General features: G+C 71.7%; 11 protein-coding genes. 1 reads left to right on the top strand and 10 read right to left on the bottom strand.

Features of this window, described 5'->3' with window-relative positions; all coding sequences use genetic code 11:
• Positions 1–20 precede the first annotated feature (20 nt).
• Together AC5WS8_RS29260 and AC5WS8_RS29265 are read right to left on the bottom strand one after the other, a co-directional pair.
• Positions 21–1,838: a bifunctional metallophosphatase/5'-nucleotidase gene (locus AC5WS8_RS29260; protein WP_496106504.1), complete on the bottom strand. Its 1,818-nt coding sequence runs from the start codon at positions 1,836–1,838 to the stop codon at positions 21–23.
• Positions 1,839–1,985: 147 nt separating this feature from the next.
• Positions 1,986–3,269, bottom strand: coding sequence for an adenylosuccinate synthase (locus AC5WS8_RS29265; RefSeq protein ID WP_496106505.1), 1,284 nt, complete (start codon positions 3,267–3,269; stop codon positions 1,986–1,988).
• 195 nt (positions 3,270–3,464) lie between these two features.
• On the opposite strand from AC5WS8_RS29265, the gene AC5WS8_RS29270 reads away from it, so the two are divergent.
• Positions 3,465–4,337 carry a diacylglycerol kinase family protein gene (locus AC5WS8_RS29270; protein ID WP_496106506.1) on the top strand — a complete coding sequence of 291 codons (873 nt, stop codon included), beginning with the start codon at positions 3,465–3,467 and terminating at the stop codon, positions 4,335–4,337.
• A 24-nt stretch (positions 4,338–4,361) separates the two neighbouring features.
• Here AC5WS8_RS29270 and AC5WS8_RS29275 read toward each other — a convergent pair whose 3' ends face one another.
• The 8 genes from AC5WS8_RS29275 to AC5WS8_RS29310 form a co-directional block, all read right to left on the bottom strand.
• Positions 4,362–5,585 (bottom strand): cytochrome P450, encoded by a 1,224-nt coding sequence (locus tag AC5WS8_RS29275; protein WP_496106507.1) that lies wholly within the window; start codon positions 5,583–5,585, stop codon positions 4,362–4,364.
• Positions 5,586–5,644: 59 nt separating this feature from the next.
• A complete protein-coding gene (locus AC5WS8_RS29280; protein WP_496106508.1) occupies positions 5,645–6,310 on the bottom strand; it encodes a response regulator in 666 nt (221 codons plus the stop codon).
• Complete coding sequence (locus tag AC5WS8_RS29285) at positions 6,307–7,662, bottom strand: sensor histidine kinase (protein ID WP_496106509.1); 1,356 nt, start codon at positions 7,660–7,662, stop codon at positions 6,307–6,309. The genes AC5WS8_RS29280 and AC5WS8_RS29285 overlap by 4 nt, the downstream gene beginning before the upstream one ends.
• A 119-nt stretch (positions 7,663–7,781) precedes the next feature.
• On the bottom strand, positions 7,782–8,456 hold the full coding sequence (locus AC5WS8_RS29290) for a response regulator (RefSeq protein WP_496106510.1): 675 nt from the start codon (positions 8,454–8,456) through the stop codon (positions 7,782–7,784).
• Positions 8,453–9,931 carry a sensor histidine kinase gene (locus AC5WS8_RS29295; RefSeq protein ID WP_496106511.1) on the bottom strand — a complete coding sequence of 493 codons (1,479 nt, stop codon included), beginning with the start codon at positions 9,929–9,931 and terminating at the stop codon, positions 8,453–8,455. Before AC5WS8_RS29295 ends, AC5WS8_RS29290 begins: the two co-directional genes overlap by 4 nt.
• Before the next feature lie 10 nt (positions 9,932–9,941).
• On the bottom strand, positions 9,942–11,156 hold the full coding sequence (locus tag AC5WS8_RS29300; protein ID WP_496106512.1) for an acyltransferase family protein: 1,215 nt from the start codon (positions 11,154–11,156) through the stop codon (positions 9,942–9,944).
• Complete coding sequence (locus AC5WS8_RS29305) at positions 11,149–12,183, bottom strand: alpha/beta hydrolase (protein WP_496106513.1); 1,035 nt, start codon at positions 12,181–12,183, stop codon at positions 11,149–11,151. The genes AC5WS8_RS29300 and AC5WS8_RS29305 overlap by 8 nt, the downstream gene beginning before the upstream one ends.
• 303 nt (positions 12,184–12,486) lie before the next feature.
• Entirely contained in the window at positions 12,487–13,419 is a 933-nt protein-coding gene (locus tag AC5WS8_RS29310) for an alpha/beta hydrolase (protein WP_496106514.1), read from the bottom strand.
• Positions 13,420–13,469: the final 50 nt, after the last annotated feature.

The following is a 13,469-nucleotide window of genomic DNA, read 5'->3' on the forward strand; positions in this document are numbered from 1 at the left end:
TGTTCTCAGGGACGCCGCCCTCAGAAGACCGGCGTACCGTCCTGCGTCAGCTTCCAGTTGGTGACGGCGAAGTCGGCCGGGTCGAGGGTCTTCTTCTCCGTCACGTAGTCGATCATCAACTGGCGGATCTCGTTCGTCGAGCTGTAGGCGATCGGCGCCGAGGCGATGTGCGGGTAGCCCGAACCGCCGTTGGCACGGTAGTTGTTGACGGCGACGACGAAGACCTGGTCGTCGGCGATCGCTGCGCCCTTGTAGGAGAGGTTCTTGATGCGCGAGCCCTCGGGCTGCGCGATGTCGATCTCGTAGTCGACCCCGGCGGCGGTGTCGTACATGTAGTCCCAGAAGTTGTTGGCGTTGGTGAGGGTCGCGGTGTCGACCTTCGTACCGGACGGGACCTGGTGGTAGTACTTCGCCGCGTACTCGAGGTAGTCCTTGAGCTGGGCGCCGGTGAGCTTCTTGCCGTAGAGGGTGTTGTCGTAGATGTAGAGCCCGGCGATGTCCCTGATCGTCACGTTCCCTGCGGGGATGTCCGCCGTCCGGCTGAAGGGCGCGGCGACGGAGATCAGCGGGAGCGCCGCGTCGGCGGAGGACAGCCCGGAGGCGACCGTCGCCATCTGAACCTGGTGGATGAAGTCCATGATGGGGACGTCCTTCCAGCAGGACTCCGCCGCCGACAGGTCCGTCGTGCAGGTGCCGACGGGGGTGTTGACGTACTTCACCACGAGTTCGTGGTCGGCCTCCAGGAGCCGCTTGATCTCCGGGTCCTCCTCGACCGTGTTGGGGTTGAGGGTCCGGGCCGTCTTGCCCGTCACCTTCCACCGGCCGCAGTGCAGTTCGAGCTCGAAGTCGAAGACGCTCAGGCGGTAGCCCCAGCAGTAGGGCTCGGAGAGGAGGACTTCCTCGCCGGTCTCCTCGTTCTTGACCGTGTAGGAGGGGACCTCCACGTGGGTGTGGCCGACCAGGATCGCGTCGATGCCCGGCACCTGCTCGGCGACCAGGTTCGACGCGTTCTCCACGTACGGGAGTTCGTCCCCGTAGGAGGACGAGCCGTCGAGGCCCGAGTGGTCCGTCAGGAACACCACGTCGCAGCCCAGCGCGCGCAGACGCGGCACGTACTTCTTCGCCTGCTCGACGAGCCCGGGGAAGACCATCTTCCCGCTGACGTTGTCCTTGTCCCACAGCGCGATACCGGGGTTGGTGAGCCCGAGGATGCCGACCTTGATGTCAGGGGCACCGGGGACCCGGATGCGCTTCACGGTGTACGGGTGGAAGGCGGGCCGGAGCGTCTTGGCGTCCAGCGCGTTGGCGCCGAGCAGCGGGAAGTGACACTGGCTCTCGAACTTCCGCAGCACGTCGATGCCGTAGTTGAACTCGTGGTTGCCGAGCGCGGCGGCGTCGTAGCGCATGTGGTTCATGGCCACGGCCATGGGGTGCTTGGGCCCCTTCTTGCCGTCGGTGCCGGTGATCGGATCGACGCGGGCGAAGTAGTAGGCCAGGGAGGTGCCCTGGATGATGTCGCCGGCGTCGACGAGCAGGACGCGGTCCTCGCCCTTCGCCTCGCGCTGCTGCTTGATGAGCGTGGCGACCCGCGCGACACCGACGGAGTTGCCGGCCTTGTCGCTGTAGGGGGCGTCCTTGTAGTAGTCCCAGTCGAAGACGTGGCTGTGCAGGTCGGTGGTGCCGAGGATGGAGAAGGACCAGGTACGCGGCGTCCTGACGGGCCTGTGGTCGGCAGCTTCGGCCGTACCGGTGCCGGCCGCTCCCGCGACGGCGACCGCCGCCGAGGTGACGGCCGACTTCTGCATGAACTCGCGTCTGTTCATGGGGCTGACGGGCATACGGGACTCCTGGAAGTGGAGAACGGAGAGGGACGGCACTACCCGCGTAGATAGTCCCGGTCGCTTTCTCTGCGCGGAACCAGGAGCAGCCCATGGGCCGGTCAAGGATGTCCATGACCGGCCCAACAGGACGAGGAGGTAAGGGACTTACAGGAAGGAATTGATCTCGATGGTCTCGTCGCGGCCCGGACCCACGCCGATCGCCGAGATCGGGGCGCCCGACATCTCCTCCAGGGCCTTGACGTAGTTCTGCGCGTTCTTCGGGAGGTCCGCGAAGGTCTTGGCCTTCGTGATGTCCTCCTGCCAGCCGGGCAGCATCTCGTAGACCGGCTTCGCGTGGTGGAAGTCCGTCTGGGAGTACGGAAGCTCCTCCACCCGCTTGCCGTCGATCTCGTACGCGACACAGACCGGGATCTGCTCCCAGCCGGTGAGGACGTCGAGCTTGGTGAGGAAGAAGTCGGTCAGGCCGTTGACCCGGGTCGCGTAGCGGGCGATCACCGCGTCGAACCAGCCGCAGCGGCGGTCGCGGCCCGTCGTCACGCCCCGCTCGCCGCCGATGCGGCGCAACGCCTCGCCGTCCTCGTCGAACAGTTCGGTCGGGAAGGGGCCCGAGCCGACACGGGTCGTGTACGCCTTGAGGATGCCGATGACACGGCTGATCTTCGTCGGGCCGACGCCGGCACCGGTGCAGGCACCGCCCGCGGTCGGGTTCGACGAGGTCACGAAGGGATAGGTGCCGTGGTCGATGTCCAGAAGCGTGCCCTGGCCGCCCTCGAACAGGACGACCCTGTTCTCCTCCAGGGCCTGGTTCAGGACCAGGACCGTGTCGGCGACGTACGGCTCGATCTTCTCGGCGTAGCCCAGCAGCTCCTCGACCACCTGGCTGACGGCGATCGCGCGCCGGTTGTACAGCTTGGTGAGGATCTGGTTCTTGACGTCGAGGGCCGCTTCGACCTTCTGGGTCAGGATCGACTCGTCGTACAGGTCCTGGACCCGGATGCCGACCCGGTTGATCTTGTCGGCGTAGGTCGGGCCGATACCGCGGCCGGTCGTGCCGATCTTGCGCTTTCCGAGGAAGCGTTCCGTCACCTTGTCGACGGTGACGTTGTACGGCGTGATGATGTGGGCGTTGCCGCTGATCAGCAGCTTGGACGTGTCGACACCGCGTTCGTTCAGACCGCTCAGCTCGGAGAGCAGGACCGACGGGTCGACGACGACGCCGTTGCCGATGACGGGCGTACAGCCCGGGGACAGGATTCCGGAAGGGAGAAGGTGGAGCGCGTACTTCTGGTCACCCACGACCACCGTGTGGCCGGCGTTGTTGCCGCCCTGGTAGCGCACGACATAGTCCACCGAACCACCGAGCAGGTCGGTGGCCTTTCCCTTGCCTTCGTCACCCCACTGAGCACCGAGCAGCACAAGTGCGGGCACGCGCGTACACCCCTTCCGGGCGGGGCATGTCCAGGGTCGAGGGCGTACGCGGAGGGTTCACCGCCGCGTGCACCGCGACCGTCGTTGGCCGCAAACCGTCGGACCGGATGCCCCGGAATAGACGAAGCCCCTGACGCAATAGCGCAAGGGGCTCTTGCACAGAGATGCTACCCGAGGAAGCGAGGCAGGACCGAGGTGGCGACTTCCGACCAGCTCCTCGTGGTCATCGACCCGGTCGCCCGTCACAGCGACGGTGAGTCGGTACGGATCGCGAAAGACGTGCTCAGCGCGGGTGCGGCCACCAAGGTGTGTCTCCCGGACGGACCGGAGGAATTCGCCCGGGCGCTGGATCGCCGGGGGTCGCGGCGGCCGGTGGTCGTCGGCGACGACCGGGCGCTGCTGCGGGCGGTGACGCACCTGCACCGGTGCCGTGAGCTGGGGATGACGGCCCTGTCGCTGGTGCCGGTGGGCGCCGCGCAGTCGCTGGCGTGGTCGCTGGGGGTGCCGGCGGGGGCGGTCGCGGCGGCGCGGGCCGTCCTGGACGGGGTGGAGCGGCGGCTGGACCTGCTGGTGGACGACAGTGACGGCGTGGTGCTCGGGGACCTGGGGATCCCTCCGGTTCCGGCGCGGGAGGCGTCGGGGGCCGAGCCGGTGCCGGCCTCGTCGGCGGGCTCGGGACGTCCGTGGCTGCGGACGTGCCAGTCGCTGGTACGGACGCTCGCGGCGCGTCCCACGCGGGTGCCGTCGCCGCGGTCGGCGGGACCCGGACCGTCCCGGCTGCGGGTGGAGGTCGACGGGCAGACACTGGTGGACCTGGACCAGCCGGTGGAGGCGGTGTCCGTGTCGCCCGGCGATCCGGGGGTGGCCGAGGTGGAGGTACGGCCGGTCTCGGTGGGCGCGGAGGCGTCGCCGCTGCTGGCGGTGGGGCGCAGGGTGACGGTGTCGGGGGCCGATTTCCGGTACCGCGCGGACGCGGTGGTGTCGGGGCCGGTGCGGACGCGGACGTGGGTGGTCCGGCAGGGAGCGTGGGCGCTCACCCTGCCTGCGGCCCGCCCGCCCGGCGCATGAGGACCGAGCGGGTGATCAGCAAGATCAGCCCACCTCCACGCTCAGTCCCTTCAGGCCCCGGATCACGAAGTTCGGCTTCCGCTCCGGCTCCGCCGCCGGGCGCAGCGTCGGGGCCCTCTCCAGCAACGCCGTCATGGACGCCGCCAGCTCGATACGGGCCAGGGGTGCGCCGATGCAGTAGTGGATGCCGGCGCTGAAGGAGATGTGCGGGTTGTCCCTGCGGGTCAGGTCCAGCTCCTCGGGGGCGGTGAAGACCGCCGGGTCGTGGTTGGCGGAGCCGAACAGCATGGCGATCTCGGAGCCGCGCGGGATCGTCGTACCGTCGATCTCGATGTCGTCCAGCACCCAGCGCTCGAAGAGCTGCAGCGGGGTGTCGTAGCGCATCAGCTCCTCGATCGCGGACGGCACCAGGGAGTGGTCGGCGCGCAGGGCGGCCAGCCGGTCGGGGTGGCGGAACAGCGCCCACCAGCCGTTCACGGTGGCGTTGACGGTGGCCTCATGCCCCGCGTTGAGCAGGAGCACCGCGGTGGAGATCATCTCCTGCTCGGTCAGCCGGTCGTCGTCCTCGTCGTGCGCCGCGATCAGCCCGGAGATCAGGTCGTCCCCCGGCTCCTTGCGCCGCGCGGCGATCAGGTCCCGCAGATACGCCGAGAACTCCACCGACGCCCGCACCGCCTTCGCGGCCGTCTCCTCGGACGGGTTCAGCTCGTACATCCCGCAGATGTCCGCCGACCAGGGGCGCAGCCGGCTGCGGTCCGCCTCGGGGATGCCCAGCATCTCGGCGATCACCGCGACCGGGAGCGGCTCGGCCACATCGGCCAGCAGATCCCCGCCGCCGCGGCGGACGAGACCGGCGACGAGGTCGTGCGCCAGGGCGTGGACGTACGGCTTCAGCCGCTCCACCGTGCGCGGGGTGAACGCCTTCGACACCAGGCGCCGGATCCGGGTGTGGTCCGGCGGCTCCAGATCCAGCATCCCGTGGTCGTTGAGGGTGTGGAACGGCTCGTGCTCCGGCGGGGGCGCCGTGCGGCCGAACTCCTCGTGCGTGAACCGGTGCTGGTACGTCCGGCCCAGCCGCCTGTCCCGCAGCAACGCCGACACGTCCGCGTGGTGCGGCACCAGCCACTGGCCGGTGGGCTCGAAGTAGTGCACCCGGCCCTGCGCACGCAGCTCGGCGTAGGCGGGGTACGGGTCGGCCACGAACGCCGGGTCCCAGGGGTCGAACGCGAGAGCGGAACGAACTGCCATGCCCGGACGCTAACCGAGCAGGCGCCTCCTGACCAGGGGGTCTCACACCGGAGGGCGGCTCACCCCGGTGTCACCAGCCGCGCCTCGTACGCGAAGACCGCCGCCTGGGTGCGGTCGCGCAGGCCCAGCTTCACCAGGATCCGGCTGACGTGCGTCTTGATCGTGGACTCGGCCACCACCAGCCGCTCGGCGATCTCCGCGTTGGACAGGCCCTGGGCGATGAGGACGAGGACCTCTGTTTCGCGTTCGGTGAGTTCGCCGTAGGCCGCCTGGGCCGAGGGTGGCAGGGCCGGACGGTCCGAGAGGCGGGAGAACTCGGTGATCAGGCGCTTGGTGACCGAGGGGGCGAGGAGGGCCTCGCCTGCGGCCACCACCCTGACCGCGTCGGCCAGCTGGCGTGCCGAGGCGTCCTTGAGGAGGAAGCCGGAGGCTCCGGCGCGCAGGGCCTGGTACACGTACTCGTCCAGGTCGAAGGTGGTCAGGACCAGGACCTTGGCCGACACGTCCGCCGCCACGATCTCCCGCGTCGCCTCGATGCCGTTCAGCTCCGGCATGCGGATGTCCATCAGGACGACGTCCGGGGCGAGTTCCCGAACCCGTTCCACCGCCTGCCGGCCGTTGACCGCCTCGCCGACCACCTCGAGGTCCGGCATCGCGTTCAGCAGAACGGAGAAGCCCTCGCGGACCATCATCTGGTCGTCCGCGACGAGTACCCGGATGGTCATGCGTCCCCTTCGGTCGCCGCGACGGCCGGTACCGGCAGGAAAACCGCCACCTCATAGCCGCCGTCGTCCGCCGGTCCGGCCGTCATCTCCCCGTTCAGCATGGTGACGCGCTCCCGCATGCCCGTGATGCCGTGGCCGGCGCCCGGGGAGGGCTTGATCAGGTGGGGAGCCTGCGGGCGCGTGTTGACCACGCGCAGACCCAGCCCGCCGAGGACGTAGGCGATCTCCACGCGGGCGCTCGTCCCCGGCGCGTGCCGCAACGTGTTGCTGAGGGCCTCCTGGACGATCCGGTACGCCGACAGTTCGACGCCCTGCGGGAGCTCCCGCACCGCGCCCGTGACCGTCTTCTCCACGCTCAGTCCCGCCTCGCGCACATTCGCCAGCAGGGCGTCCAGGTCGGCGAGGGTGGGCTGGGGTGCGTCGGGGGCCTCGTAGCCCTCCGCCCGTACGACGCCGAGGACACGGCGCAGCTCGGTCAGGGCCGCCACCGCGTTCTCCCGGATCGTGGCGAAGGCCTTCTCCAGCTCCGGCGGCGGGTTCTCCACCCGGTAGGGCGCGGCCTCCGCCTGGATCGCGACCACCGACATGTGGTGGGCGACCACGTCGTGCAGCTCCCGGGCGATCGTCGTGCGCTCCTCCAGCAGGGTCCGCCGGGAACGCTCGTGCGCGGTCTCGGTCTGCTGGGCGGTGACCTCCTGCTCGGCCTCGCGGCGTATGTGCCGGACGGTGACCGTGAGGAGCGCGAGGGCGGAGACGACCAGCATGGCCGGGGTGTCGCTGGCGTAGTGGCCCCACCCGAACGCGGTCTCGGCGACGAAGGCGTAGGCCGCGGTGGCCACCCACATCCACGCCGCCGTGCGCGGCCGGGTGCGTATCGCCACCACCGTCAGCACCGTCAGATGGGCTATGAAGCTGCTGGGCAGCCACGGCCAGGCGCCCCAGGAGGAGCCCAGGAACGCCGTCCCGGCGGTTCCCGCCAAGGAGGTCCAGAAGGCTCCCACCGGGCGCACCAGTGTCAGCAACACCGGGATCAGGGCGAACAGCCCGATCAGCAGGCTCGACAGTCCGCCGGTGTCGTCCCGTTGGGCGACCACCATCGCCACCAGGCCGACCCCGGCCACCACGGCGTGCGGGGTCCAGGCCGCGTACTCCCGCATGCGCCGCGGCAGCCGCCCGGCCACCGGGCCGTCGACGCTCATACGAGGCAACGGGCGGTAGGCGAAGGCGCCGTGGAACAGGTCCTGCCGCATCCTGCGCAGGGCGTCCGCGGCCATCCGGTACTCGGGGCTGCGCGGCGTGTACGGGGCGTACGCGCCGTCCGGTGGCGTCTGCCTCTGGGTCGTCTCGGTCACGTGGAAAAGGTAGGCCCGGTCAGGGGGCGCGGTCGTCACCAGTGAGAGGGGTCCTCCGGAATCCTCCTCAGGTACTACGGGTCGGGGTCGCTTCGTCCCCGCGGCCGGATCCAGCGGATTCAGTAGCCCGACGGCCGCACCAGCCCCGACTCGTAGGCGAACACGGCCGCCTGGGTGCGGTCGCGCAGGCCCAGCTTCACCAGGATGCGGCCCACATGCGTCTTCACCGTCTGCTCGGCGACCACGAGGCGTTCGGCGATCTCCGCGTTCGACAGGCCCTGGGCGATGAGGGCCAGGACCTCCGTCTCCCGCTCGGTGAGGTCGCCGACGCGCTCCTTCAGCGGGGCCCGGGGGGCGCTGTGCATCCGGGAGAACTCGGCGAGCAGGCGCCGGGTGATGCCCGGTGCGAGCAGCGCGTCGCCCGCCGCCACCACCCGTACCGCCTCGGCGAGCTGGTCGGCGGAGGCGTCCTTGAGGAGGAAGCCGGAGGCTCCGGCGCGCAGGGCGTCGTACACGTACTCGTCGAGGTCGAAGGTGGTCAGGACCAGGACCCTGGGGTGCGGGGCGGCCTCCGTGATGTGCCGGGTCGCCTCGATGCCGCCCAGCTCGGGCATGCGGATGTCCATCAGGACGACGTCGGGGGCGAGTTCGGCGACCTTGGCGATCGCGTCCCTGCCGTCGACGGCCTGGCCGACGACCTCGATGTCGGGCGTGGCGTTGAGCAGCACCGTGAAGCCCTGCCTGACCATCATCTGGTCATCGGCGATCAGTACGCGGATGGTGCTGATCGTCATCGGTTCTCTTCTCCTGTCGGATCGGTGGGACTGCCGTCGGCCGGGGGGTCCTTCGGGCTGGGCAGGAAGCACGCCACCGCGAAGCCGCCGCACAGCGTCTCGGTGGCGAAGAGGGTCCCGCCGAGCATCACGGCGCGCTCCCGCATGCCGAGCAGCCCATGTCCCGCTCCCGGTGACGGCGGAGCAGGGCGCGTGGGACGGGAGTTGGCTATGTGCAACTGCAGACCGCGCGGGAAGTAGGTGAGTTCGACGCGGACGGTGGAGCCGGGGGCGTGCCGCAGCGCGTTGCTGAGGGCCTCCTGGACGATCCGGTACGCGGACAGCTCCACGCCGGGTGGCAGCGGGCGCACCTCGCCGACGATCTCCGTGCGCACCTCCATGCCGGCGGCGCGGGTGTTCTCCACGAGGGCGTCGAGCCGGTCGAGGGTGGGCTGCGGGGAGTCGGGGGCGGCGCCGGTGCCGCTTCCTATGCCGTAGGGGTCGGCGGGGTTCTCCGAGCGCAGGACGCCGAGGACCCGGCGCAGTTCGGTCAGGGCCTCCAGCGCGTTCTTGCGGATGCCGTCCAGGTTCTCCCTCAGTTCGTCGGAGGGGTTCTCCACCAGGTGCGGGGCGACCTGGGCCTGGATGGAGATGACCGACATGTGGTGGGCGACGACGTCGTGCAGTTCGCGGGCGATGCGGCTGCGTTCCTCGAGGAGGGTGCGGCGGGCCCGCTCCTCGGCCGTCACGAAGGTCAGCTGGACGAGCTGCGTACGGGCTTCGCGGCGGCCGCGGAGTGCCGTGCCGACCAGGAGGACGACGCCGAAGACGGCCAGCGCGGGCAGGCCGGTGGCGGAGTAGCGGGCCGCGCCCTCGACGCCCTGGACCAGATAGGTCACCAGGGCGGTCAGTGCCCAGACGCCGCCGACGACGCGGGTGGGCACCCTCAGGGCCAGCAGGAACAGCACAATGGCGCACGAGGTGATGGCGGAGCCCGTCCAGGGCCACGGCGGCGGGTCGACGAAGGACCCCAGGGCGTGGAACGTGGCCATCCGGCTGATCTGGGAGGCCACCAGGTGCGCCGCCAGCGACAGCCACCAGGCGGGCAGCGGACGCCACAGGGCCAGCGCGACGGCTCCGCCCTGCGCCAGGCCGATCGCCACGTCGAGCGTGGGGAGCAGGTCATAGCTGTCGCTCAGCTCGTTGGCCGCCCCGATCGAGAGCACCAGCGCGAGGACGCACACGACGACGTGCGGTGCCCGACGCAGCAGACGGGGCCGCGACAGCGGCGGGAGCGGATCGGAGGCGAACGTCCACAGGTCGTCCCGGAGGATGCGCAGTTGTCGGCGGAGTGCGGTGAGGAGAGAGGAGAGGCCCGAGACGAGGGGGCCGGCAAAGCGGTGCTCCGGCTCAGGCGACCCGGTCCGGGGGGACGGGTCGCGGCCCGGCGTGCCGAACGCGCCGCCGGCCGGGTCCTCGTAGCGTGCCTCCCTCATCCGGCTCACCCTAGGCACCGCCGGCCGTCTTCGCTCCAGTGCGGGGGAACCTGTGGACGAACACCACGCGGGATCGGCGGCCCCGGGGCCCGCGCGGCCCCTGTTCATGAGTGCGGAACGCGGTCCAGCACAGGGCGAGGGCCAGGGCGAACACCGGCAGCCAGACCAGGCGTGCCGCCACCCAGGTCAGGTGGTCGGGGGTGGTGTGCAGGCCCGGCAGGCGGCCCGTGAGGAGGCCCGTCGCGGTGGTCGCCATCAGGGCCGTCTGGTGCCACAGGAAGATCGTCATCGCGGAGAGGTTCACCAGGGCCACCGCCGCCCAGGCCAGGGGGCGGCGCATCGCGCGGCGCAGCCGTTCACGCAGCAGCAGCGCCAGTCCGCACTGGGCCAGGCCGAAGGTGACGGCGGCCAGGGTGGGCGGGTCCAGGTTGGAGACCGGCTCACCCGGGACACCGACCATCGACCCCGGGTACCCCGCCCACACCACCAACCCCGCCGTCACCGCCGTGCCACCGGCGAACAGCGCCCAGCCCGCGCGGCGGCTCTCCAGCTCGCCCCGGGTCCAGGCCGCGCCCAGGGTGTACGGCACGAGCCAGCCCGCCGGCAGGTTCACCCAGCCCAGCCAGGACGGGCCGCCGAATCCGAAACGGACGATGTCCACATGGAGGACGACGGCCAGCGGCCACAGCGGGTTGAGCCGCGTCACCAACGGGGTCGCCGCCGTCAGGGCCCCGAGGACCAGCAGGAACCACAGGGGCGACAGGGCCAGCTTCACCAGGGTGTGGACCGTGCCGGCGTCCGCCCCCGTCGCGAGCAGGCCGCACGCCGCGACCGTCCACAGCGTCACGACCGCCGCGACCGGCTTGAACAGCCGGGTCAGGCGGGCGCGCAGCCACTGCCCGTAGGAGACGCCCCGTCCGCGCGCGGATGCGTAGCCCTTCGTCGCGACGTGGCCGCCCACCAGGAAGAACACCGCGAGCGTCTGGAACACCCAGGAGACCGGGGCCAGCCATGGCATGAAGTGCAGTGGGCTCGCGGTGTGCAGCGTGCCCGAGTCCGCGACCAGGGCGGTCACCAGCCAGTGCCCCAGGACGACTCCGAGGATCGCCAGGGCCCGCAGGGCGTCGACCGCGCGGTCCCGCTCGGCGGGGGTGGCCAGGTCGGCGCGGTGGGCCGCGGCGCGTATCGCGTTCAGGGTCTGCTGCCGCACGGTCGTGTCACGCACGGGTCACCTCCGAGGTCCGGCCGAGAACGATCCGGGTCAGGTTGGCCAGGGAGGCCGAGCCCGGCTTGAAGTAGTCGCTGTGGCCGCCGTCACCCGCGGCGAACACGCGGGCGCCGTAGGCCGGGGAGACCGGGTCCGTGCCGAAACCGACGGTGGTGCCGAACAGGTCCAGACGGTGGTGCGGCACGTCCGCGATCCAGTCGTCGCCGCCGCGGGCCGCCCAGACGCGGGCGTGGGTGTGCAGGGCGGCGGCAGAGTCCGCGCCTGTACCGGGGCTGCCGACCAGGACGATGTCCTGGGCGTCGACGGCGGCGGCCGCGCCGGCGCACACGACGGTCCCGTAGGAGTGGCAGAGCAGGGAGACGCGGGGCGACGGGCCGAGCGCGTCCCGCAGCTGCCGTACGAACCGCTCCAGCGCGGGGGCGGCCTGGGCGGCACGGGTCGGTGTGAGCGCGTCGGTGCTGAACGTCCGGGGCGTGTCGTAGCCGAGCCAGGCGATCACGGCCGTGTCCCGGCCGGTGTCGTGGTGCAGGGCGAGCGCGGTGGCGCGGAAACGGCCGTAGGTGTCCAGCGAGGTGTCGGAACCCGGTACCAGGACCGCTATGTGCCGTGCCGTGGCCAGGTCGCCGAGGACCTCGGTCACCCGGCCCGTGCCCCGGCCGTCGAAGGCCAGCAGATGACGGGCGGGTGAGGACAGTACCCGCTCCACCGCCGCCCGTCTCCGGTCGCCGTGGTCGGCCGCCATGCGGGAAGCCTCGGCGGCGTCCGCGCGGTTCGCCTCGTACGTCCCGGTGAGCGTGGCCGCCGAGAGCGGGACGGGCGTGGCCGGCGGCGGCGCCGGGATGCGGGGCCGCGCGGCGGCCGACAGGGGGACGACGACGGCGACCGCGACGAGGACCGCGAGCAGGGTACGGCGGAGGCGTCCGAGTCGACGGCGGCGACGGCCCCGCCGTCCGTCGCCGCCCCCATGGTCGTCCCGACCGTCCGCGTACGCGGACGCGACCGGGTGCCTCCCCCGCGAGCCCATGACGTCCTCCCCTTCCGCCGCCCGCGCACCGGGCGGTCACGGAAAGGAAGTTACGGAGCGTCACCTGTCGTCGGCATCATGCCGAGGAGCTCACTTGGGAGGTAGCTCTCAGGTACTACGGGTATGACCGGGTACTGCCACGGACGACGCACGAGCCGCGCACGGGGCCGCGCAAGCGGCGGCTCGTGGCGGCTCAAGCGGCGGCTGAAAGCGGCGGCTCGTGGCGGCTCAAGCGGCGGCTGAAAGCGGCGGCTCACGGCGGCTCAGAGACGGCTGAAAGGGGGCCCCAAGGGGGCGCCGCGGCTACCACGCCAGCTGCGCGATCTCCTCGGCCACCACCGCGCACGCGTCCGCCGCCGGATCGATCAGCGGGAAGTGGCCGACGCCCTCCAGGAGCGTGAGGCCGACCACCTCGCCCGCCTTCGCCGCCGCCTCCGCGTACGCCTCGGCGACCGCCTGCGGGACCACGACGTCCGTCCGGCCCTGGACCAGGGTCGTGGCGATACCGGTGGGCAGCAGCAGCGCCGGGTCCGCGTACGGTCTGCGTTCCTCGAACCGGTCCCTTCCGCCGAGGAGCTGGACCGCCGCGCCGCCGCACACCTCCAGCTTGTCGGCGACGCGGAAGTCCGCGATGGGGGCGAGCGCCACGACACCGCGCAGCGGGGCCGGGCGGTCAATACGCCACGGGGAGCCCGGCGGCAGGACGTGGCGGGCCGCGGCCCACAGCGCCAGGTGGCCGCCCGCCGAATGCCCGGTGACCACCGTGCGGCGCGGGTCGGCCTGCGGGAGCACCTCGCGCACCAGGCCGGGAAGCGCGTCGAACGCGGCCGCCACGTCGTCGAACGTGTCCGGCCAGCGGCCTGCCACCGGCCCCGTACCGCCGCCCGCACCGGAACCCTCGCCCGCGGACCCGTCGGCCTGCGACGGGATGAGGGCACCACGGCGGTACTCGACACTCGCCACGGCGAAGCCCCGGCGGGCCAGGAAGTCCGCGAACGGCGAGACGTGCCGCCGGTCGTACGGCGCGCGCCACGCGCCGCCGTGCAGCAGGACGACCAGAGGGGCGAGTTCCGGGGCGTCCGCCGCCCCGGCCGGCTCGGTCTGCCGCGGGGCGTAGAAGTCGATCACCTGGTCGGGGTGGCCGCCGTAGGCGGCGGTGGAGTCGGGGTCCACCGGCGGGTGCGAGAAGGCGGACGCCTCTTCGGCGGCATCGCGGGGGGCGTCGTCGTCCGGCATGCTCCAACCTCTCAGCGGCAGAACGGGATTCGTACGCGGCGGCCGGAGGA

This window comes from Streptomyces sp. PTL18, assembly GCF_059510295.1.